Origin of the sequence: Salegentibacter salinarum (genome assembly GCF_900168115.1) — a bacterium.
Classification (GTDB): Bacteria; Bacteroidota; Bacteroidia; order Flavobacteriales; family Flavobacteriaceae; genus Salegentibacter; species Salegentibacter salinarum.
Map to the genome: position 1 here is coordinate 161,238 of NZ_FUZC01000006.1, position 19,946 is coordinate 181,183.

The 19,946-nt window shown below is 37.6% G+C and carries 17 protein-coding genes; 12 read left to right on the top strand and 5 right to left on the bottom strand.

Going from position 1 to position 19,946, the window contains the following annotated elements; genetic code table 11:
• Positions 1-142: 142 nt before the first annotated feature.
• The 8 genes from B5X53_RS09145 to B5X53_RS09180 all read left to right on the top strand — a co-directional run bounded on the left by B5X53_RS09145 (position 143) and on the right by B5X53_RS09180 (position 8,104).
• Positions 143-1,021, top strand: a complete 879-nt coding sequence (locus B5X53_RS09145; protein ID WP_079712939.1) for a tetratricopeptide repeat protein — start codon at positions 143-145, stop codon at positions 1,019-1,021.
• An 85-nt stretch (positions 1,022-1,106) separates the two neighbouring features.
• A complete protein-coding gene (locus B5X53_RS09150) occupies positions 1,107-2,459 on the top strand; it encodes a UDP-N-acetylmuramate--L-alanine ligase (RefSeq protein ID WP_079712940.1) in 1,353 nt (450 codons plus the stop codon).
• 65 nt (positions 2,460-2,524) lie between these two features.
• Positions 2,525-3,226: a RadC family protein gene (gene radC, locus B5X53_RS09155; protein WP_079712941.1), complete on the top strand. Its 702-nt coding sequence runs from the start codon at positions 2,525-2,527 to the stop codon at positions 3,224-3,226.
• 9 nt (positions 3,227-3,235) lie between these two features.
• The gene (locus B5X53_RS09160; protein ID WP_079712942.1) at positions 3,236-4,525 is read left to right on the top strand and encodes a polysaccharide deacetylase family protein; all 1,290 of its coding nucleotides are present in this window, start codon (positions 3,236-3,238) and stop codon (positions 4,523-4,525) included.
• Positions 4,512-5,201, top strand: a complete 690-nt coding sequence (locus B5X53_RS09165; protein WP_079712943.1) for a YjjG family noncanonical pyrimidine nucleotidase — start codon at positions 4,512-4,514, stop codon at positions 5,199-5,201. Before B5X53_RS09160 ends, B5X53_RS09165 begins: the two co-directional genes overlap by 14 nt.
• 47 nt (positions 5,202-5,248) lie before the next feature.
• Positions 5,249-5,803 (top strand): hypothetical protein, encoded by a 555-nt coding sequence (locus B5X53_RS09170; protein WP_079712944.1) that lies wholly within the window; start codon positions 5,249-5,251, stop codon positions 5,801-5,803.
• Positions 5,803-7,209, top strand: a complete 1,407-nt coding sequence (locus tag B5X53_RS09175; RefSeq protein WP_079712945.1) for a DUF5723 family protein — start codon at positions 5,803-5,805, stop codon at positions 7,207-7,209. Before B5X53_RS09170 ends, B5X53_RS09175 begins: the two co-directional genes overlap by 1 nt.
• A 10-nt stretch (positions 7,210-7,219) precedes the next feature.
• A complete protein-coding gene (locus B5X53_RS09180) occupies positions 7,220-8,104 on the top strand; it encodes a hypothetical protein (RefSeq protein ID WP_079712946.1) in 885 nt (294 codons plus the stop codon).
• On the opposite strand, the gene B5X53_RS09185 is transcribed toward B5X53_RS09180, so the two are convergent.
• Positions 8,098-9,372, bottom strand: coding sequence for a replication-associated recombination protein A (locus B5X53_RS09185; protein WP_079712947.1), 1,275 nt, complete (start codon positions 9,370-9,372; stop codon positions 8,098-8,100). The genes B5X53_RS09180 and B5X53_RS09185 overlap by 7 nt on opposite strands.
• Positions 9,373-9,457: 85 nt before the next feature.
• Between B5X53_RS09185 and B5X53_RS09190 the strand changes: the two genes are divergently transcribed.
• Positions 9,458-10,243, top strand: a complete 786-nt coding sequence (locus B5X53_RS09190; RefSeq protein WP_079712948.1) for a rhomboid family intramembrane serine protease — start codon at positions 9,458-9,460, stop codon at positions 10,241-10,243.
• 23 nt (positions 10,244-10,266) lie between these two features.
• On the opposite strand, the gene rlmB is transcribed toward B5X53_RS09190, so the two are convergent.
• The 4 genes from rlmB to B5X53_RS09210 all read right to left on the bottom strand — a co-directional run bounded on the left by rlmB (position 10,267) and on the right by B5X53_RS09210 (position 16,537).
• Positions 10,267-11,007 (bottom strand): 23S rRNA (guanosine(2251)-2'-O)-methyltransferase RlmB, encoded by a 741-nt coding sequence (rlmB, locus tag B5X53_RS09195; protein WP_079712949.1) that lies wholly within the window; start codon positions 11,005-11,007, stop codon positions 10,267-10,269.
• A gap of 96 nt (positions 11,008-11,103) precedes the next feature.
• Positions 11,104-11,832: a hypothetical protein gene (locus B5X53_RS09200; RefSeq protein WP_079712950.1), complete on the bottom strand. Its 729-nt coding sequence runs from the start codon at positions 11,830-11,832 to the stop codon at positions 11,104-11,106.
• 35 nt (positions 11,833-11,867) lie between these two features.
• Positions 11,868-13,307 (bottom strand): SusD/RagB family nutrient-binding outer membrane lipoprotein, encoded by a 1,440-nt coding sequence (locus B5X53_RS09205; protein ID WP_079712951.1) that lies wholly within the window; start codon positions 13,305-13,307, stop codon positions 11,868-11,870.
• Between the two features lie 11 nt (positions 13,308-13,318).
• The gene (locus tag B5X53_RS09210) at positions 13,319-16,537 is read right to left on the bottom strand and encodes a SusC/RagA family TonB-linked outer membrane protein (protein ID WP_079712952.1); all 3,219 of its coding nucleotides are present in this window, start codon (positions 16,535-16,537) and stop codon (positions 13,319-13,321) included.
• Positions 16,538-16,953: 416 nt separating this feature from the next.
• Here B5X53_RS09210 and rpsL point away from each other — a divergent pair, with 416 nt between their 5' ends.
• Genes rpsL through fusA form a run of 3 tightly spaced genes read left to right on the top strand, consistent with a single transcriptional unit; the run spans position 16,954 to position 19,942 of the window.
• Positions 16,954-17,328: a 30S ribosomal protein S12 gene (gene rpsL / locus B5X53_RS09215; RefSeq protein ID WP_037319203.1), complete on the top strand. Its 375-nt coding sequence runs from the start codon at positions 16,954-16,956 to the stop codon at positions 17,326-17,328.
• Between the two features lie 23 nt (positions 17,329-17,351).
• On the top strand, positions 17,352-17,828 hold the full coding sequence (gene rpsG / locus B5X53_RS09220) for a 30S ribosomal protein S7 (protein ID WP_079712953.1): 477 nt from the start codon (positions 17,352-17,354) through the stop codon (positions 17,826-17,828).
• Between the two features lie 5 nt (positions 17,829-17,833).
• Positions 17,834-19,942, top strand: coding sequence for an elongation factor G (gene fusA / locus B5X53_RS09225; RefSeq protein WP_079712954.1), 2,109 nt, complete (start codon positions 17,834-17,836; stop codon positions 19,940-19,942).
• Positions 19,943-19,946: the final 4 nt, after the last annotated feature.

The window sequence follows — 19,946 nt, forward strand, 5'->3', positions numbered from 1 at the left end:
AAAATAATTTTTAACATTGTGAGTTAAACTAAGCAGTACTTTAACAAATTTTACCATTTATTTTGGTTCTATATTTTTTTGTTAAACGTTACTTGAAGCTTTAGATCGATATTCGCGATAAATTTATGAAAAAATTAATAGGATGACTAACAAATTCTTAATATTCGGTATTATTCTCTTCTCTTTTTTGACACCTGTTTGGGCGCAGTCTTCCATTGAAACCGGGGAAAAATATCTTAAAGAAAACCAAATCAATAAGGCTAAAAAGGTTTTTGAAGAGAATAAGGATAACGCAAAGGCCGTAGAATACCTTGGAGATATCGCCAGTTTTGAAAAAAAGTGGGATGAAGCTATAGATTATTATGAAAAACTGGTGGAAAACCAGCCTAACTCTTCGGGCTATAACTTCAAGCTCGGTGGTGCCATGGGGATGAAAGCCATGGAAGCTTCTAAATTTAAAGCAGCCTTAATGTTGGGCGATATTAAAACCTACCTGAATAAAGCTGCCGAATTAGATGAAAATCATGCCGAAGTCCGTAGGGCGTTGGTGGAACTTTATATGCAATTGCCCGCGATTATTGGTGGTAGCAAAGAACGAGCACAACAGTATGTAAAAGAACTTCAATCAATTAATAAAGTAGATGCATACCTGGCCCAGGCTTATATTCATAAAATAGAAGAAGACCGGGAAGCAATGAAAGTAGCGGTAAATAAAGCCTTGGAAGCTGCTAGTAATGATAAAAGCCTGGTAGAACGTAATTACCAGAATTACGAATTAGGTGAAAGAGCAGCTTTGTTAAATTTGAAACCAGATTTGGCTGTAGATTTCCTCGAAAAGTATGTGAGAAATTACAATTATCAAGATCTAAAATCTCCGGCTTGGGCACATTTTCATATCGCAAAAATTCAGGCTTCTAGGAACAATCAGGATAAAGCTTTGTCGCATATAAATAAGGCCCTGGCATCAAAGTTTAATTTTCCTGAAGCCGAAAAACTTAAACAAGAAATATTAGAGATGTAGGCTAAAGGTTTCCTAAAGTCTTAACTATATTTGCAGCTAGTTAATAGAGTTTAAAATTGCCATTACTGGCGCGAAAAAGAATCTCATGAAACTTCATTTTATAGCAATTGGCGGAAGCGCTATGCATAGTCTTGCCATTGCCCTTCATAAAAAAGGAAATAATACTACCGGAAGCGACGATGCTATCTACGAACCCTCAAAATCGGCATTGGAAGAAGAAGGTTTACTTCCCGCAGAATTAGGTTGGTTTCCTGAAAAAATAACACGTGATTTGGATGCAGTAGTGTTGGGAATGCATGCCAAGAAGAATAATCCTGAGTTGAAGCAAGCCGAAGAATTAGGCCTGAAGATTTATTCGTATCCAGAATTGCTTTTTGAGATTTCCAAAGAGAAAACCCGCGTGGTAATCGGTGGGTCGCATGGGAAGACTACGATTACGGCTATGATATTGCACGTGATGCACTATCACGGGAAGGAAATTGATTATTTGCTTGGGGCACCGGTTCGCGGAATTGAAAACACTATTAATTTAAGTGATGAGAATGATTTTATGCTCATTGAAGGCGATGAATACCCGGCTTCAGCTATAGATCTTAGGCCTAAATTTCATTTGTATCAGCCTAATATAGCTTTACTTAGTGGGATCGCCTGGGATCATATTAATGTCTTCCCTACATTTGAAAATTACGTGGAGCAATTTCAGATTTTTATAAGTTCGATTGTAAAAGGTGGGATTCTGGTTTATAATGAAGAAGATGAAACTTTAAAAAATCTTGCTGAAAATACCGAAAATCAAATAAGAAAGCATCCATATTTTACTCCGGAATATCACATAGAAGATGGCGAAACAATTCTGGAAACTTCAGAAGGGGATATGCCCCTGGAAATCTTCGGAAAGCATAATATGAATAACCTCGCCGGTGCAAAATGGATTTGCCAGCATATGGGAATTGATGAAGACGATTTCTATGAAGCGATGGTGGAATTTAAAGGGGCCAGCCGCAGATTGGAAAAGATTTATGAAAATGAGAACGGAATTATTTTTAAAGATTTTGCGCACAGCCCATCTAAAGTAAAAGCCAGCACACAGGCGGTAAAGGATCAATATCCTGGAAAAAAGCTTATTGCCTGTTTGGAATTACATACTTTCAGCAGTCTCAATTCAGAATTTATTCAGCAGTATAAAGATACTTTAAATGAAGCTGATGAAGCTATTGTTTTTTATTCTGTGGAAGCAATTTCGCAAAAGCAAATGCAATCAATTTCTACTGAAGAAATAAAAAATGCCTTTAATAACCCAAACCTGGAAGTGGTTTCTGACACTTCAGCCTTAAAAAATTTATTAGAATCTAAAGATTTAAAAGATTCGGTATTACTTTTAATGAGTAGTGGGACTTTTGGAAATTTAGAGCTTGAAGAATTGAAAGCTTTATTTTAGTATAAACACCTCATTTTTAATTGTCCTGGTGGAGATAAGAAATCATTTTTTATCTTTATAAAACTATGGGGCAGGAAAATCAAATTGGTTTTGGAATTAAATCCTGGGCAGAAGATGATCGGCCCAGGGAAAAACTTCTTCAAAAAGGGAAACTCAGTCTTAGCAACGCCGAGCTTATCGCCATATTAATCGGTTCGGGAAGTCGCAACGAATCTGCGGTGCAATTAAGCAAACGGATTTTAGCTTCCACCGGGAATCAACTTAGCGATCTCGGGAAACTTTCAGTAAAAAAACTTTGTGAATTTAAAGGAATTGGCCCTGCAAAAGCAGTTAGTATTGTCGCTGCATTGGAACTTGGCCGCCGCCGGAGGACAGAAGAAGCATTGGAGAAGAAGAAAATCACCTCCAGCGCTTCGGTTTTTGAACTGATGCAGCCTATAATTGGGGAACTTTATCATGAAGAATTCTGGATTATTTATCTCAATAATTCCAACAAAGTTATTGAGCAATTACAACTCAGTAAAGGCGGTATTACCGGTACGCTTGTAGATGTTCGCATCACCCTAAGAAAAGCACTTGAAGTTGGAGCAACATCTATAATCCTGACGCATAACCATCCGTCGGGAACCTTAAGGCCAAGTGAAGCCGATAAACAACTTACCCAGAAGCTTAAAACAGCGGCGCAAAGTTTAGATATTAAGGTGCTGGACCATCTTATTGTAACCGAAAAATCATACTTTAGCTTTGCAGATGAAGGCGTACTTTAAATTGATTAGATGCTACTAATTTATACCCAGAAAATCACCCCGCGAATAGTTTACATTTTTAAACATGTTTGCACCAATGTTCTGGGGATATCCATAAAATTTACTACTAAAATTGAAGAATTTATCGCCCATGAGGGGATGAAGCTTTCTTATGGGAAACAAGCCCTGGGGAACGAATTGTTTGTGCAAAAAGTAGATCTTTTGCTAGAGCAGGGTTTAAGCGAGGTAGAGATAAAAGTACAACCCTGGGGAGATAATTATTGCTTTTTTCCGGTTTCAGAAAACAGTGCTTTGCCTTTTGATATTTTTGCGGCTTCGTTCTTTTTGTTAAGTCGGTATGAAGAATATCTGCCGCACGTAAAAGATGATTTAGGGCGTTTTCCTGCTTCAGAAAGTGTTGGGTTTCAAGAAGGATTTTTAAAAACTCCCGTAGTAGATATTTGGGCTTATAAATTTAAAGAAATTCTGATGGAAAGATTTCCTGAAATTTCACTTACCAACCGTGAATTTCATACCAGGGCCGTGATAGCGGTAGAACACGTTTTTAATTTTCAGAATAAAGGGTTTTTGCGCAGTTTGGCGGGAATGCATTTAGATATCATAAAACTTCAGTTTAACAAGGTTTTAGATCGCATTCAGGTGCTTATGCGGGTAAAAAAGGACCCTATAAATATCTTTGAAGACCTTATTGCCTTTATAAAAGAATACAAGGTTCCTTTGCTGTTTATGTTTCAGCTGAGTGATTTTTCTATTTACGATCGTAATATTAATTACAACCGAAACCCATATCGTTCTATTATAAAATATGTGGGAGATTATGCAGAAGTAGGTTTGATGCCCGGCTATTTTGCGCTCGAAGATTTTAAAACTTTACGGAAGGAAAAATTACGTATGGAAAATACGGTACATACGCCTCTGGACAGTGTGATTAACGTGAAATATAATTTGAATATTCCTGAATTTTATAATTTCCTGTCAGAGCTTGAAATTCCGCAGGATTACTCTATGGGCTATCCTGAAACTGCCGGTTTTAGAGCTGGTACCTGCAGTCCGTTTTTGTTTTACGATATTAATACTGAATCTACCCTTGCTTTAAAAATTCATCCATATGTGTTCAATTCAAATATCGTAGAACATACAGATTTTGGCCAATTAACCAGCGATATAGGGAAAATGCTTAGCGAGGTAAAAAAAGTGGGAGGAAGTTTTAAAGCTATATTTAAAAATCAGGATTTTTCTGAATATTCTAACTACCAGGCTTATTACGCATTGTTAAAACAGATTTATGAAATTAGGTAATATCAATCATATTTTTTTCGATTTAGACCATACTTTATGGGATTTTGACCGGAATTCTGCTCTCGCTTTTGAACGGGTTTTTAAATTCAGAAATATTCCGCTGGAGATAAATGATTTTCTTGAAATCTATATGCCGGTAAATTTTAAGTACTGGGAGCGTTATAGAAATGATCAGGTCACAAAAGAAGCCTTACGTTACGGGCGTTTAAAGGATAGTTTTGATCTTTTAAAATTTGAAGCCGATAAGGATTTAATAAATGATATTGCGATAGATTATATAGAATATCTACCCGACCATAATCATCTTTTAGATGGTAGTAAAGAGGTGCTGGATTATCTTCATAAAAGTTACGAATTACATATTATTACAAACGGTTTTGAAGAAGTACAGCATAAGAAACTAAACAACTCCGGGATAAGTAAGTATTTTACTACAATTACTACTTCCGAAGAAGCCGGGGTTAAAAAACCGAATAAATTAATCTTTGAAGCCGCTCTCAAAAAATCTTCAGCTACACCCGAAAGCAGTATTATGATTGGCGATAATTTTGAAGCCGACTGCACCGGTGCACAAAATTGTGGTATAAAACCCATCTTCTTTGATTACTACGGAAACAAAGAAAATATCGATGTAATGCATATAAAAACGTTAAATGAACTAAAGACCTATTTGTAATAGTAATCTTTTGTTAATTTCGTTAGTGCAACCTAATGCCGTGCCTAATGAAATTACTTTTAAAATTTCTTTTAAGAAGTATAGGCGTAATGCTTATAACGGGCGGGTTATGCGGTTGCGTAAAAGATGTGGATCTTGACCAAAGAGAAGAAATTAGTTTAAGTCCCGATGTACAAATAGATCTTCTTATCTACGATATAGATCAATCTCAATTCAAAGATCCTTCTACGGGAAATCTTAAAACCCATATTAGTGATACAGTTCGCTTAGAATTCCTGGACGACGATTATATTCAGGAAGATCTTACCACAGTAGAATTTTATTTCAGGCATATAAATACTTTTCCCCGCGAGATTGAAAGTAAGATCAGATTTTTATCCGATGGTAACCGGGAACAATTTGCGGTAAACTATACTATAAAACCGGGAGTTGATGGTAATCCCGTAACTACAGAACAATTTGAATTTATTGAAGAAGATCGTATACATTTAGTACGTAGAACTATAAAAATGGTTGTTGAATTAGAGGTGCAACCGGGATCAGCGAAATTTGAGGGGGAATTAGATTTCGCTTCCAAAGGCCTCTTTTCGTTTGAATTTTAATGATGTGGAGACTTATAGGATTGTTTTTAGTTATTTCAGGAACGGTTGTAGGCCAGAACAAACCGCTGCTGTTTAATGTAGACGATTTGCCCCAGACTTTAATGAGTAATCCCGGCGCTCAAATAAATTTTACCGGCCATCTTGGGATTCCGTTTTTTTCTCAAATTCATCTTTCCGCCGGTTCCACGGGAGCGGATCTCTACGATGTTTTTGCCAATGATGGCACAAATATTAATACCCGAATTCAGGAAGCCATGCGCAATATGGATTCCAGGGATTATTTTTCTGTAAATCAGCAATTGGAAATATTTTCTATGGGTTGGAAATTAGATGGAAAAAACTACCTCTCTACGGGTATTTATCAGGAATTGGATGTGTTTTCTTATTTCCCCAAAGATCCCGCGATACTGGCCAATGAAGGGAATAACGATTATTTAAATGAACCTTTCGATTTTAGTGATGTCTCTTTTACCGGTGAAATTATGACGGTCTATCACCTGGGAATTAACCATAAATTTGATAACCGACTTACGGTAGGAGCAAGAGCAAAATTTTATTCCAGTATTTTTAACGCCGAAAGCACCGGCAATACGGGTAAGTTCACTACGTATACCACTCCAGAGGGGAGAAATGTCTACAATCACGAAGTTGTAGATATGAATATTTTAATAAATACCGCAGGTTTTGCTCCTTTAAAAGAAGAGGAAGGGATGACCGTAGACCAGGCCACAGCCGAATTATTAAGTCGGTCTTTTTTTGGGGGAAACGTGGGTTTTGGACTGGATTTGGGCCTTTCTTATATTCTTCACGAGCAATTTATTCTTTCAGGTTCAGTGCAGGATCTGGGGGCAGTTTTTCACCGCGATGAAGTAGAGAATTACAGGTATTTTGGAGCTTATGAAACCAGCGGGATAGAACCACTATTCCCTGAGTTAGATGCAAATGATGAAGCATTACCTTACTGGGATGATTTTGAAGATGAAGTAGATAGAAATCTTAGAGATGAAACCACCAATGAATCTTACACCACCTGGCGACCTATAAAGGCAAACTTTGCTATGGAATACGGTTTTGGCCCTGCGTTTTTACCTTGTCATTACCTAAGCGTGAAAAAAGGAAGGTATATGAATTTGCTGGGAATACAACTTAGGGGAGTAAAACGGCCCAAAGGCTTTGTGTACTCATTTACGACCTATTGGGACAGAAAAATTAATAACAATCAGCGTTTTAAAGTGTCTTATTCTTTAGACGATTATTCTTTAACTAATATTGGCTTGATGTATACAAGAACTTTTAATAAATTTAATGTTTATCTGGCAGCCAATAATTTACTGGCCTTCCCTAATTTGGCAAAAGCGCACAGTGCATCTCTGCAACTGGGAATGCAACTTATTTTTAATGATTAATATTAGTTAAATGAAAAGAATAATTTTTATACTCACTTTTTTTGTCTGTTCATTTCCAATGCTCGCGCAAGATCTCGATCAATATAAATATGTAATAGTTCCTGAAGAGTTTGAGTTTTCTAAAGAAAAGAATCAATTTCAGTTAAACGCACTCACTAAATTTCTTTTTGAAAAATATGGGTTTGAGACATTGATGAAGAATGAAGAAAAACCTGCCGATCTTCAGGAGAATTATTGCCTGGGACTCAACGCTAAAGTGAAAGATAATTCCGGATTATTTGTTACCAAACTGGTAGTTCAGTTAGAAGATTGTAGAGGTAACATTGTTTATGAAACCCAAGAAGGACGAAGTAGGGAAAAAGATTATAAAACGGCACATCACGAAGCTTTGCGAAATGCTTTTAGTGATATTGAAGAATTAAATTACAGTTTTAATCCGGGTGAAGTTTCAGCTGCTGCACCTTCCAGTGATAAACAGCCACAAGCAGCAGAAAAAGCTGAAGTAGCACAAAGCGAACCCGAAACCAGGGCTCCTGAAGCTACTGAAGACGTTGAAACTCCAGCAACAGCTCCCACCGAACAAGCTGAACCCGCCGAAGTAGTTGTTGAAAATCCTATGATAGATAATGAGTCGGCAAAAGAATTGGAATTTGAAAAAGATGGCACTTCTTATTTTCTAGAAAAATCTGATTCAGGATATTCCTTTTTCCAGGAGAATTCCGAAGAACCTTTTGCGGTTTTAGCCAAATCAGGTGGAGAAAATAGCTTTTTATATAAATCCCTAACCCGCCAGGGTGTAGCTTATTTTGGCGAGGATGGTAATCTGGTAGTAGAATATCTAAACGAGGAAAATAAGTCGGTGAAACTTGTTTATAAAGCTTCGGCCAGTCAATAATCATACTTGCTTTTCCATCGTTTTTTAAGAAATTCCCGCTGCGCATTTTCCCGCGGATTGTTCCCGGGATCATAGAACTTCGTATTTTTTATTTCATCGGGTAGGAATTCAGCTTCTACAAAGTTGTTTTCATGGTTGTGGGCGTATTTGTAATCTTTACCGTACCCAATATCTTTCATTAATTTGGTTGGTGCATTTCTAATAGATAAGGGCACCGAAAGATTCCCAGTTTTCTTTACTGCACTTTGCGCCTGGTTAATAGCCATATAAGCCGCGTTGCTTTTAGGTGAAGTGGCCAGGTAAGTTACACATTGGCTCAGTACTATTCTCGCCTCGGGAAAACCAATGGTGGTTACCGCCTGAAAGGTGTTATTCGCAATAACCAAAGCTGTTGGATTGGCATTTCCAATATCTTCACTGGCTAAAATTAGTAATCTACGGGCTATGAATTTTACATCCTCGCCGCCTTCAATCATTCTTGCGAGCCAGTACACAGCGGCATTGGGATCACTGCCACGAATAGATTTAATAAATGCCGAAATTATATCGTAATGCTGTTCCCCGGCTTTATCGTAAAGCACTGTGTTTTGCTGAACACTGTTAAAGACCAAATCATTAGTAATTTCAATGTTGCCCTGAGAAGAAGTAACTAAAAGTTCAAAAATATTAAGCAATTTTCGGGCATCGCCGCCGCTTAACCTGAGCAAGGCCTCGGTTTCCTTTAATTTTATATTCTTTGAAGCAATAATTTTATCTTCCCGCATTGCTCTTTCCAAAAGCGCCACTAAGTCTTCTTTGCTAAAGGGTTTCAGAATATAAACCTGGCAACGGGAAAGTAATGCCGAAATAACTTCAAAACTGGGATTTTCAGTAGTAGCACCAATTAATGTTACCCAACCTTTTTCTACTGCGCCTAAAAGGGAATCTTGCTGTGATTTGCTGAAACGATGAATTTCATCAATAAAAAGAATAGGATTTTTAGTGGTAAACAAACCATCGCTTTTCTTAGCTTTTTCTATTACTTCCCGAACGTCTTTTACACCACTGCTAACTGCACTAAGTGTAAAGAAAGGTCTGTCAGAAGTTGAAGCGATGATATTGGCTAAAGTGGTTTTTCCCACACCCGGAGGTCCCCAAAAGATCATTGAAGGAATTATACCCTGTTTAAGCTGATGTCTCAAGGCTCCTTTGGGTCCAATAAGATGCTGCTGACTTAAATAATCGTCTAAGGTTTGTGGTCTTAATCGTTCTGCTAATGGTTTGCTCATCTGACAAAATTAGTAATTTGAATAACACTTTGTCATCTATTAACAAATGGATTCTTTTTTGTACTATTAAATCAAACTAATTCTTTTGAAACAGTCTAATCCATTTGTTTTTACTACCGGCGTTTTGGGGTATCCCATCCTTTTTGTGCTGCTTATCTGGATAGTTTTCTGGTTTGAAATTCGCTTTGGGATTAGTTTTAACAATTTTGGCGTACGCCCGGGAGAAGTTAAAGGTTTACGCGGAATTTTATTTTCACCGTTTATTCATGGAGATATCAAGCACCTTTTTAATAATACCATTCCTCTTTTTGTGCTTTCCATGTCCCTTTTTTATTTCTACAGAAAAATTAGCTGGCCGGTTTTAATTATTGGTTTGCTTCTTACAGGAATTCTTACCTGGAGTATTGGGCGACCTGCCAACCACATTGGAGCCAGCGGCATAATTTATATGCTTGCCACATTCTTGTTTTTTAAGGGAATTTTCTCTAAATATTATCGCTTAGTCGCACTTTCCCTAATAGTGGTTTTTCTATATGGCGGGATGCTCTGGTATGTCACACCGATTGATCCTGAAATTTCCTGGGAAGGGCATCTTTCCGGATTGATTTCCGGATTTATTTTATCTATTGTTTACAGGAAAAATAGCATTAAATCACCTAAATATGAATGGGAAAAACCTGAATATAAAGAGGAAGAAGATTTATTTATGCAACATTTTGATGAAAACGGGAATTTTATAGAAAGGCGTTTTGAAATTGAAGAGGAAGCTACGGATCCCCGAGACGGGGAGGACGATACCCAGTTTAATAAGAATTCTGATAAAATAACCTATCGCTATTTTTATAAAAAATCAGAAGAAAAGAAAGAATAAATCATAACTTCACGCTCTCACTTTTAAGAGCTTTGCCTTTGTCTTATCGCTTCATATAAAAAGACTCCGCAAGCCACAGAAACATTTAAAGATTCAATTTTCCCGAACATAGGCAGTTTTGCTTTCTTATCTACACTTTTTAAAATTGAATTTGAAACTCCTTTAGCCTCATTACCCATAACTATCGCGGAAGGCTGATTAAAATCTACATCATAAACGGTATCATCTGTTTTTTCTGTAGCGGCAACAAGTTGCACCCCTGAAGATTGTAAATAGAAAACAGCATCTTTTATATGATTCACCTTTACAATAGGAAGGTTGAAAACTCCGCCGGCCGATGTTTTTACGGTATCGGCATTTAATGGGGCACCTCCTTTTTCAGGAATAATTATGGCATCAACTCCGGTGCATTCGGCGGTCCTTATAATTGCTCCAAAATTGCGGACATCAGTAATTTGGTCTAACAACAGGAAAAGGGGAGTGGGTTTTTCTTCAAGAATTTTTTCGATAGTTTCCTCAAGATTTCCAAATTTAATTGGGGAGATGGTTGCTACCACACCCTGGTGATTTCCTTTGGAAAGTTTATAAAGTTTCTCTTCGGGAACAAAGGAAATATTATAACTGCCTTTTTGAAGAAGATGATTTAGGTCCTGGAATAACGGTCCTGAGAGACCTTTTTGTACATAAACCTTATCTATACTCTTTCCTCCCTGGATTGCTTCTATAACAGCTCTAATTCCAAAAATACGCGTAGTTTCTTCCATAGGGCAAAGGTATGCTTTGTTATGAAATTTAAATAAAGTTATAGCATAAAAAAAGCCACCCGGTTGGGTGGCTTTTTAATTATTTAAAAATGGAAATTAATCTTCGTCTTCAGAATCGTCCTCTTCTTCAAGAACTGTTATTTCACCTTCAGCACCTTCGGTTAATTCACCGCGTGTAGCTTCAAATTGGTAGAAAATAACATCTCCAACTTCAAGATTAAGACCACTGTAATCAAAATCACTCATGCTTACAGATCCTTCCTCAGTAGCAAGATCTAAACCTTCAATCATCATATATTCAGCATCTTCTCCATTTTTCACCCAAAGATTTACTTCATCTATGGGGGCAGAAGTAGTGCTAACACTATATTCTAACTCAACGTCATCTAATTTGTTGATTGGAGCTTCTTCTGGATTATCATCTCCAAGAGCTACAGCTTCCACTACACTTATTGTTGCTGGGTCATCAGATACATTACCATTAGAAAGGTTGGCACGAACTCTTACTGAATAAGTAGAGTCTACGGCAAATGATCCAAGATCAGCAGCATTAAACGTAGCCATATCTCCAGAAATATTGGCGGTAGTCAAAGTACTTCCGTCTTCAATAATTTCCACAGATTCTACTGTGACACCTTCGTCGGTAAATAATTCAATACTTAAATCCTGATCGTAATCAAATACTGTAAGGCTTTGGGTTTGTAGGTAGGCATAGCCACCTACATCCCTTGGGTCTTCTCTATATCCGTTATCATCTGGTTCGCAAGACGATAAACCAACTACTGCAATTAGGCAGAAGCTTATATATTTCAAAATGTTTTTCATTTTATATTTTTTAAAGTTATTGTTCAAATTACCAATTACTCTTCATCCCAGAATAAAGGAGTTTGTTGATCATCTCCACCAATAGCATCTGAAGCAGCACTCCAGTTTGCGTTGTTTAGGTTTTGCTCGTTAACTGGATAAGTGTAGCGCAATGGCACTTCTTTTCCTGTATCTTCAGGAAGGTTGAATGAAGGAGCATCAAATCTTCTCCATACATTCCATCCCTGGAAAGGATTGTCATACATTGCTAACCAGAACTGAGTGGCAAATTGCTCGTCAGAACCATCATAAGCTACATCACCGTCTGAAAGGTAATCTTCGATTTCCCCTTCAGAAACACCCCAATATTCCATAGAAGCAGTTATTGCAGCTTCGTAGTGCTCTTCAGCAGTACCACCTACTGCAAAGTTATTATCATCACTGGCAGCATCTGCAAGAAGGAATCTAACCTCTGCATAGTCCATTAGAATTCCTGGGTGAGTAGGTTCTCTAAATGCCTCTCCTACGTGAGTATAATTTTGGAAAGAATTACTTCCTCCATACGTACCCCCTATGTATTCACCACTTGATAAATTATCATCAAGATAAGCTGATCTTCTAGGGTCATCTAATTCATTCAATGCATCCACAGCGGTGTTAGCTGCAACATAATCTGAACGGCCACTCTGAACTAAATCTTCCCAAAGAGGATTGGTGTTGGGTGGTGCTGCTTGGAATTCTAAAGTAGCATTATCTGCATTGCTTTCAAAAACTCCATCAGAATATGCATCTTCGGCAGTTTCTTGAGCAAGCATTTCGTAACCATCAGCGTCTGAAATTTGCATAGCAAGTCGCAATTGAAGTGAATTTGCAAATTTTTCCCATTTAGCCATATCTCCTCCATAAATGGCATCTGTAGCGCCAGCAAAGCCCTGTCCTGCACTTAAATTACCGCTGGCAGCATCTATTCTTGAGATTAAATCTTCATAAATAGTTGCGGCATCATCATAAGCTGGGTCAATATTCTCTGAGGTGCCAAAAGCTTCAGAATAAGGAATATCGCCGAAGGTGTCGACAAGAATTTGCCAGGCATAAACCTCTAAAACTTCCATTTGAGCAATTCTGGCTGTTTTTTCACCTTCACTAAGTGTTTCATCTTCCTGAACTTTTGTTTTTGCATCTTCCAGGTTGAATATAACCCATCTATATAACCTATTCCAGTGGTTTTGTGGAATACCCCGGTTGGTTAAATCATAGTTGGGTTCATCTAAGTAAGTTGTAGAGGTCCAATATTGGGCTACGAATCTAAAAATGTTTAGGTTAACATTCGGATTAGCCATTTGGCTGGTTAACTCTACAGTAGCATTAGTGAACAAGAAATCTGCTGCTACATCTGTCGGATTTTTTGGATCTTTATTGAGATCTTCATATTGCTCATCAGTTTGGCAAGACCAAAGTGTTGCGAGAGCAATAAAAGTTAATATATATTTTTTCATTTTAATATTTATTAAAAGTTAAGTTTAAGACTTGCACCTATTTCCCTAAATGTAGGGTATGCCCCGGATTGGTATCCCTGAACGTTACCGGCACTAAGTCCTGATTCTGGATCGGAATATGGAATATTTTTGTGAATAATCCATAGGTTTCTACCAATTAAGGAAACAGAAGCTCTTGTAAATGGTAGTCTTTCTATCATTTCTTCACCAAAAGCATAAGTTAGATTAGCCTCTCTAAGTTTTACGAAAGAAGCATCATAAACATGACCTGCATTTGCATCTCTTGCATATCCATAAGGGTTTGCATAAGTAGAGAAGTCTGCTCTTGTACTGTTTGGTTCTCCATTTTCGTTAACTCCTGGTAGCACAATACCTCCACCATTAGCTAATGTATTTCTCATTGGATTACCTAAATCATTGGTCCCAACAGATTGGTCGTAAACACCTGTTGCTTGACCATACCAGGTATCAAGAGAGAAAATATCTCCACCTTTTTGAACATCAATAAGAAAACCTAAGCTAAGGTTTTTGTATTGGAATGTATTTTGTACACCCCCGGTCCAGTCTGGAAGAATATTACCAATAATCTCGTTAGAGTTTGGTGTTGTTAAGTAATATCCATTAGATCCAACAACTTTATTACCACTGTCGTCATAGATATAGTCTGTACCTCTTATAGTACCATAAGGCTCACCAGGAGTTGCGTTAATAGAAACTCCCCCTTGTAATCCAGCTAACTGAAGGTTTTTAATTCCCTGTGCAAGATTTAATACCTCACTACGGTTTCTCGCCCAGTTAATATTCATATTCCAGTTAAAATCTTCCGTTCTAATTGGATTTAGACGTAAAGAAGCTTCAAAACCTTTGTTCTCAACTGTCCCTGCATTGAAGAAAATTTCTGTAAAGCCGGAAGCCATCGATACTGGTACCGGGGTAATTTGATCTTCAGTTTGAGAATTGTAGTAAGATACATCAAATCCAATTCTTCTATCTAAGAAATTAGCTTCAATACCTACTTCGTAAGACTTTGTTCTTTCCGGTTTCAGGCTTTCATTGTTTAAGGTTTCATTGTTTCCTGCAACGCCGGCTCCTCCGAATGGCGTACTAAGCTCATAGGTGTTAAGGACACTAAAAGGAACAGCATCGTTACCTACTTCAGCATAGTTAGCTCTTAATTTTGCAAAGCTTAGCCAATCTGCTTCCACTACGTTTGAAAGTAAGACGCTTGTAGAAATAGATGGGTAGTAGAATGTATTGTTTTCCGCCGGTAGGGTAGAAGAACGGTCTCTTCTAATTGTACCTTCAACAAAATAAGTGTCTAAGTAACCTAAACTGGCTCTTGCGTATATACCATCAATCATTCTCGTTTCATCATATTCGTCTGGTGGTAAAATTGGATCTACACTATTACTTAATGCATAAAAACTAGGAGCATTAAGGCCACCGTTAGTTTCGGCTGTAATTGTGTTCATTTTATTCCTTCTCAGGTTCCAACCAAGGTTACCGTCAAAGTTTAATCCATCAGTAATATCAGTATTGGCATTTAAAATAAGATCGTAGTTATACTCTGCAGCTCTACCGTTGTAACGAGAGTAACTTGAAACTCCAACACTTCCTACATTTCTTCTTTCTTCCTGTATTTCATCGTAGGTGTCAAAAGAAAAACGTCCTAAAACGCTAAATACATCATTGATTTCATAATTAAGATTGAAGTTACCAAAATACCTGTTACGGGTATCTGTCTGGAAGTTTTCGTAACGTGTCCAATATGGGTTATCCGAATATATTGGGGTACGGTTAAGTGGGCTGTTAGGGTTCCACGTGATATTCTGTCCTGTTTCAAAATAAGCATCTCTCTGAGCGTAAACATCTACGTTAGCCTGATTCCACTGTCTAAAAGACTGCATTGGGTTTTCCGAATCGTAACCTGTACCATACCTACCTTTACCGTCGGTTTTAGTATAAGTTATATTGGCACCTGCGCTAAATTTATCAGTAAATTCGTGTGTTCCACTAAATTTGATAGTGTTTCTTTTAATTCTACTGTTTGGTAGATTTCCCTGATTGTTTAGGTTAGTAACACCTAATCTAAACGAACTGGTTTCACTTCCACCATCTAAAGCTACAGAGTTTATAGCGGTATAACCTCTTTCCCAAATATCATTTGGAGTATTTTCAGCGGCTTGCCATGGGGTAGCTTGCTGATAAGTGCCTAATTGTGGGTAAATAGAATTCCATTGGTGAATTAATTGTCCATCAAATGGAGCACCAAATGAGGCATCTTCAGTAAAAGGAGTAAATGGAATGTTAGGATCAAAACCATCAGGAAGATCTAAATTTCCATAAGTGTTGAAAAATGGAGTGTCATAAAATGGTCCATATCCCGCACCATATTGATCCTGGTAAACAGGAAGAGTGTTGTCATCTACTGAAGTAGTCATAAAAGTAGAATTGATAGAGATACCAATTCCTTCTTTCTTAGAGCCTTTTTTAGTTTCAATAATAATAGCTCCGTTTGCAGCTCTTGCTCCATAAAGTGCAGTTGCAGCGGCACCCTTTAAAACGTTAATAGACTCAATGTCATTTGGGTTAATGTCTGAGGCAGCATTACCATAATCATAACCACCACGTCCCTCTTGTTGATCGGTTGTGTTTGGTGTGTTATTACTAATAGGAGTACCATCAATTACAAAAAGTGCCTGGTTGTTTCCTGTTAAGGAAGCGTTACCACGAATCACAATGTTTGTAGATCCACCCATTGTACCAGAACTTTTAATAGAAAGTCCGGCTACCTTACCAGATAGTGAGTTCATGAAGTTTTGTGTTGGTACATCAGAAACTTCGGACCCCTGAACTTCCTGGGTTGCATATCCTAAAGATTTCTTTTCCCGTTGAATACCTAAAGCGGTAACAACAACTTCATCTAATTGGGCAGAGTCTGTGGTTAATGTGACATCTATAGTGTCATTATTTGCTACAGTGTATTCTGCGGTTTCCATTCCAACGAAAGAATAGACCAATACGTCACCTTCAGAGGCTCCAATGGAATAATTTCCGTCAAAATCGGTTTGGGTACCAGTGTTGGTTCCCTGAATCAAAACGGTTACACCTGGAAGGGGTAGCCCATCTTCATCGACTACCGTACCGGTAATCGTTCGTTCTTGTGCAAAAGTAATTTGCACAGCTAACACTAATAATAGTGTTAGAATACTACTAAACTTTGTTCTCATTTTTAAATTTGTTTGAATTAGCCAAGGCCAAAAGTGCTAATAAATGGTTAATAAAACAAACTTTTGATTTTAAAAATGGAGCTGTATTTTAAGTAAATGTTAATGTTTGTGCATAGATCGGTTAGAGTCAAGGGTTAAAGCGACACGATTGAAATGTTAAAAGATTAGAAAGTTCTTGGGATTTGTTGTCAAAGTTTGTTTAAAATCCAAAAAAATCCTTTTAGAAGAAGATGAGCTTGTTATAGTCCCGGTTATTTTTGTTCATCTATACCTATTAATATATAGATGTTTAAGCCATTCAGATTATCCTTCTGAAAATTAATTCATTATAGTTTGATAAATTTGTTTTTATTTCTACATTTGCAAACCCTAAAAAACAGGGGATTAAATTTATTAATAATTAGGTAAAAGAAATTATGCCAACAATTTCACAATTAGTACGAAAAGGAAGAGCCCAGATAACCAAGAAGAGTAAATCGGCTGCTTTAGATTCGTGCCCTCAAAGAAGAGGAGTGTGCACACGTGTGTATACTACTACACCTAAGAAGCCAAACTCGGCTATGCGTAAAGTAGCAAGGGTAAGGTTGACTAACGGAAAAGAAGTTAACGCTTATATTCCAGGTGAGGGTCACAATCTACAAGAGCACTCGATAGTATTGGTTAGAGGTGGAAGGGTAAAAGATTTGCCAGGTGTTAGATATCACATTGTTCGCGGTGCATTAGATACTGCGGGTGTTGAGGGTAGAAGCCAGCGTAGGTCTAAATACGGAGCAAAACGCCCTAAGAAGTAATTAAAAACTTTTAATGTAAAGAAATGAGAAAAAGACAGGCCAAAAAAAGACCGCTTTTACCAGATCCAAAATTTAACGATCAGCTTGTAACACGTTTTGTGAACATGATGATGTGGGATGGTAAAAAATCGGTAGCCTTTAAAATTTTCTATGATTCAATCGCAATTATAGAAGAAAAGAAACAAGACGACGAAAAAACCGGTTTGGAAATTTGGAAAGACGCTCTTTCTAATGTTATGCCTCACGTTGAAGTTAGAAGTAGACGAGTTGGAGGTGCAACCTTTCAAATCCCAATGCAAATAAGACCAGATAGAAAAGTATCAACTGCTATGAAGTGGTTAATTTCTTTTGCGCGTAAGAGAAACGAAAAATCTATGGCGCAGAAATTAGCTTCTGAAGTTCTTGCTGCTGCCAAAGAAGAAGGTGCTGCAGTTAAAAGAAGAGTAGATACTCATAAAATGGCTGAAGCTAACAAAGCATTCTCTCACTTTAGATTCTAAGAAAAATGGCACAAAGAGATTTAAAATTTACCAGAAATATAGGAATTGCAGCTCACATTGATGCGGGTAAAACCACAACAACGGAGCGAATCCTTTATTATACAGGGATAAGCCACAAAATAGGAGAGGTGCACGATGGTGCAGCTACTATGGACTGGATGGAGCAGGAGCAGGAAAGAGGTATTACAATTACTTCTGCCGCTACGCACTGTAAATGGATGTATAGAGATCAGGAATTTACGGTAAATATTATCGATACTCCCGGTCACGTTGATTTTACCGTAGAGGTAGAACGTTCTTTACGTGTTCTTGATGGTGTGGTTGCGTTGTTTAGTGCTGTAGATGGTGTTGAGCCGCAATCTGAAACCGTTTGGAGGCAGGCAGATAAATATAAAGTCCCGCGTTTAGGATTTGTAAATAAAATGGACCGTCAGGGAGCTGACTTCTTTAATGTGTGTAAGCAGGTTAGAGAAATGCTTGGTGGAAACCCTGTGCCATTGCAAGTTCCTATCGGTGACGAAATAGATTTTAAAGGAGTTGTTGATCTTATTTCCAAAAAAGCAATTATTTGGAATGATGAAGATCACGGGATGACCTATGATACTATAGATATTCCGGAAGAACTAATGGAAGATGTGAATAAATACAGAACTCAGCTTGTAGAAGCTGTAGCAGAGTATGATGAAGCATTGATGGAAAAGTTCTTTGAAGATGAAGATTCAATTACTGAAGATGAAATTATTGCTGCATTAAGAGCTGCAACCATAGATATGTCTATCATACCTATGATGTGTGGTTCTGCCTTTAAAAATAAAGGTGTTCAGGCAATGCTTGATGCGGTAATGAGATATATGCCGTCTCCGGTAGATGTTGAAGCTATTGTAGGAACAAATCCTGATACTAATGAAGATGAGAGCAGAAAGCCACATGTTGACTCTCCTTTCTCTGCATTAGCATTTAAAATTGCTACCGATCCTTTCGTGGGTCGTTTGGCATTCTTCCGTGTTTATTCAGGAGCTTTAGATGCAGGTTCTTATGTGTTAAATAATAGATCTGGTAAAAAGGAACGTATTTCTCGTATTTACCAAATGCACTCTAATAAACAAGAGCCTATAAATAGAATTGAAGCTGGTGATATTGGTGCAGCTGTTGGTTTTAAAGATATTAAAACTGGAGATACACTAACTGATGAAAAAAACCCAATCGTTCTTGAATCTATGACTTTCCCTGAGCCTGTAATTGGTATCGCGGTAGAGCCTAAGACGAAAGCCGATGTTGATAAAATGGGTATGGCTTTAGCTAAATTAGCTGAAGAAGATCCAACGTTCCAGGTTAAGACTGATGAAATTTCAGGACAAACTATTATTTCTGGAATGGGAGAGCTTCATATTGAAATTCTTGTAGATCGTTTAAAAAGAGAATTTAAAGTTGAAGTAAACGAAGGTCAGCCTCAGGTTGAGTACAAAGAAACAGTAACAAAAACTGCAGAACACAGAGAGGTTTATAAGAAACAATCTGGTGGTCGTGGTAAGTTTGCGGATATTGTTTTTGAAATGGGGCCTGTAGATGAAGACTTTGAAGGTAAAGGACTTCAGTTTGTAGATAGTATTAAAGGTGGACGTATTCCTAAAGAATTTGTTCCTTCGGTAGAAAAGGGATTTAAAGAAGCCATGAAAAACGGACCAATGGCCGGTTTCCAAATGGATACTTTAAAAGTAATCCTTAAGGATGGATCCTTCCACCCTGTAGATTCCGATCAACTTTCTTTCGAATTGGCTGCTAAAATGGGTTATAAAGCCGCTGCTAAAAAAGCCGGTGCTGTAGTTCTTGAGCCAATTATGAAAATTGAAGTAGTAACTCCAGAAGAAAATATGGGTGATATCGTTGGTGACTTGAACCGTAGAAGAGGTCAGGTAAGCAACATGTCAGACAGGTCTGGTGCTAAGATTATTAAAGCAGAAGTGCCTTTAGCTGAAATGTTTGGTTATGTAACAACATTAAGAACATTATCTTCTGGTAGAGCAACTTCAACTATGGAATTTTCTCACTATGCTGAAACTCCTTCTAATATTTCAGAAGAAGTTATAAAAGCAGCAAAGGGTACAAACGAATAATATT

What these genes read in the sequence shown, in the direction of transcription:
- B5X53_RS09145 (WP_079712939.1), top strand. Translation starts at nt 143, where the DNA reads ATGACTAACAAATTCTTAATATTCGGTATTATTCTCTTCTCTTTTTTG.
- B5X53_RS09150 (WP_079712940.1), top strand. Translation starts at nt 1,107, where the DNA reads ATGAAACTTCATTTTATAGCAATTGGCGGAAGCGCTATGCATAGTCTT.
- radC (WP_079712941.1), top strand. Translation starts at nt 2,525, where the DNA reads ATGGGGCAGGAAAATCAAATTGGTTTTGGAATTAAATCCTGGGCAGAA.
- B5X53_RS09160 (WP_079712942.1), top strand. Translation starts at nt 3,236, where the DNA reads ATGCTACTAATTTATACCCAGAAAATCACCCCGCGAATAGTTTACATT.
- B5X53_RS09165 (WP_079712943.1), top strand. Translation starts at nt 4,512, where the DNA reads ATGAAATTAGGTAATATCAATCATATTTTTTTCGATTTAGACCATACT.
- B5X53_RS09170 (WP_079712944.1), top strand. Translation starts at nt 5,249, where the DNA reads ATGAAATTACTTTTAAAATTTCTTTTAAGAAGTATAGGCGTAATGCTT.
- B5X53_RS09175 (WP_079712945.1), top strand. Translation starts at nt 5,803, where the DNA reads ATGATGTGGAGACTTATAGGATTGTTTTTAGTTATTTCAGGAACGGTT.
- B5X53_RS09180 (WP_079712946.1), top strand. Translation starts at nt 7,220, where the DNA reads ATGAAAAGAATAATTTTTATACTCACTTTTTTTGTCTGTTCATTTCCA.
- B5X53_RS09185 (WP_079712947.1), bottom strand. Translation starts at nt 9,372, where the DNA reads ATGAGCAAACCATTAGCAGAACGATTAAGACCACAAACCTTAGACGAT.
- rlmB (WP_079712949.1), bottom strand. Translation starts at nt 11,007, where the DNA reads ATGGAAGAAACTACGCGTATTTTTGGAATTAGAGCTGTTATAGAAGCA.
- B5X53_RS09200 (WP_079712950.1), bottom strand. Translation starts at nt 11,832, where the DNA reads ATGAAAAACATTTTGAAATATATAAGCTTCTGCCTAATTGCAGTAGTT.
- B5X53_RS09205 (WP_079712951.1), bottom strand. Translation starts at nt 13,307, where the DNA reads ATGAAAAAATATATATTAACTTTTATTGCTCTCGCAACACTTTGGTCT.
- B5X53_RS09210 (WP_079712952.1), bottom strand. Translation starts at nt 16,537, where the DNA reads ATGAGAACAAAGTTTAGTAGTATTCTAACACTATTATTAGTGTTAGCT.
- rpsL (WP_037319203.1), top strand. Translation starts at nt 16,954, where the DNA reads ATGCCAACAATTTCACAATTAGTACGAAAAGGAAGAGCCCAGATAACC.
- rpsG (WP_079712953.1), top strand. Translation starts at nt 17,352, where the DNA reads ATGAGAAAAAGACAGGCCAAAAAAAGACCGCTTTTACCAGATCCAAAA.
- fusA (WP_079712954.1), top strand. Translation starts at nt 17,834, where the DNA reads ATGGCACAAAGAGATTTAAAATTTACCAGAAATATAGGAATTGCAGCT.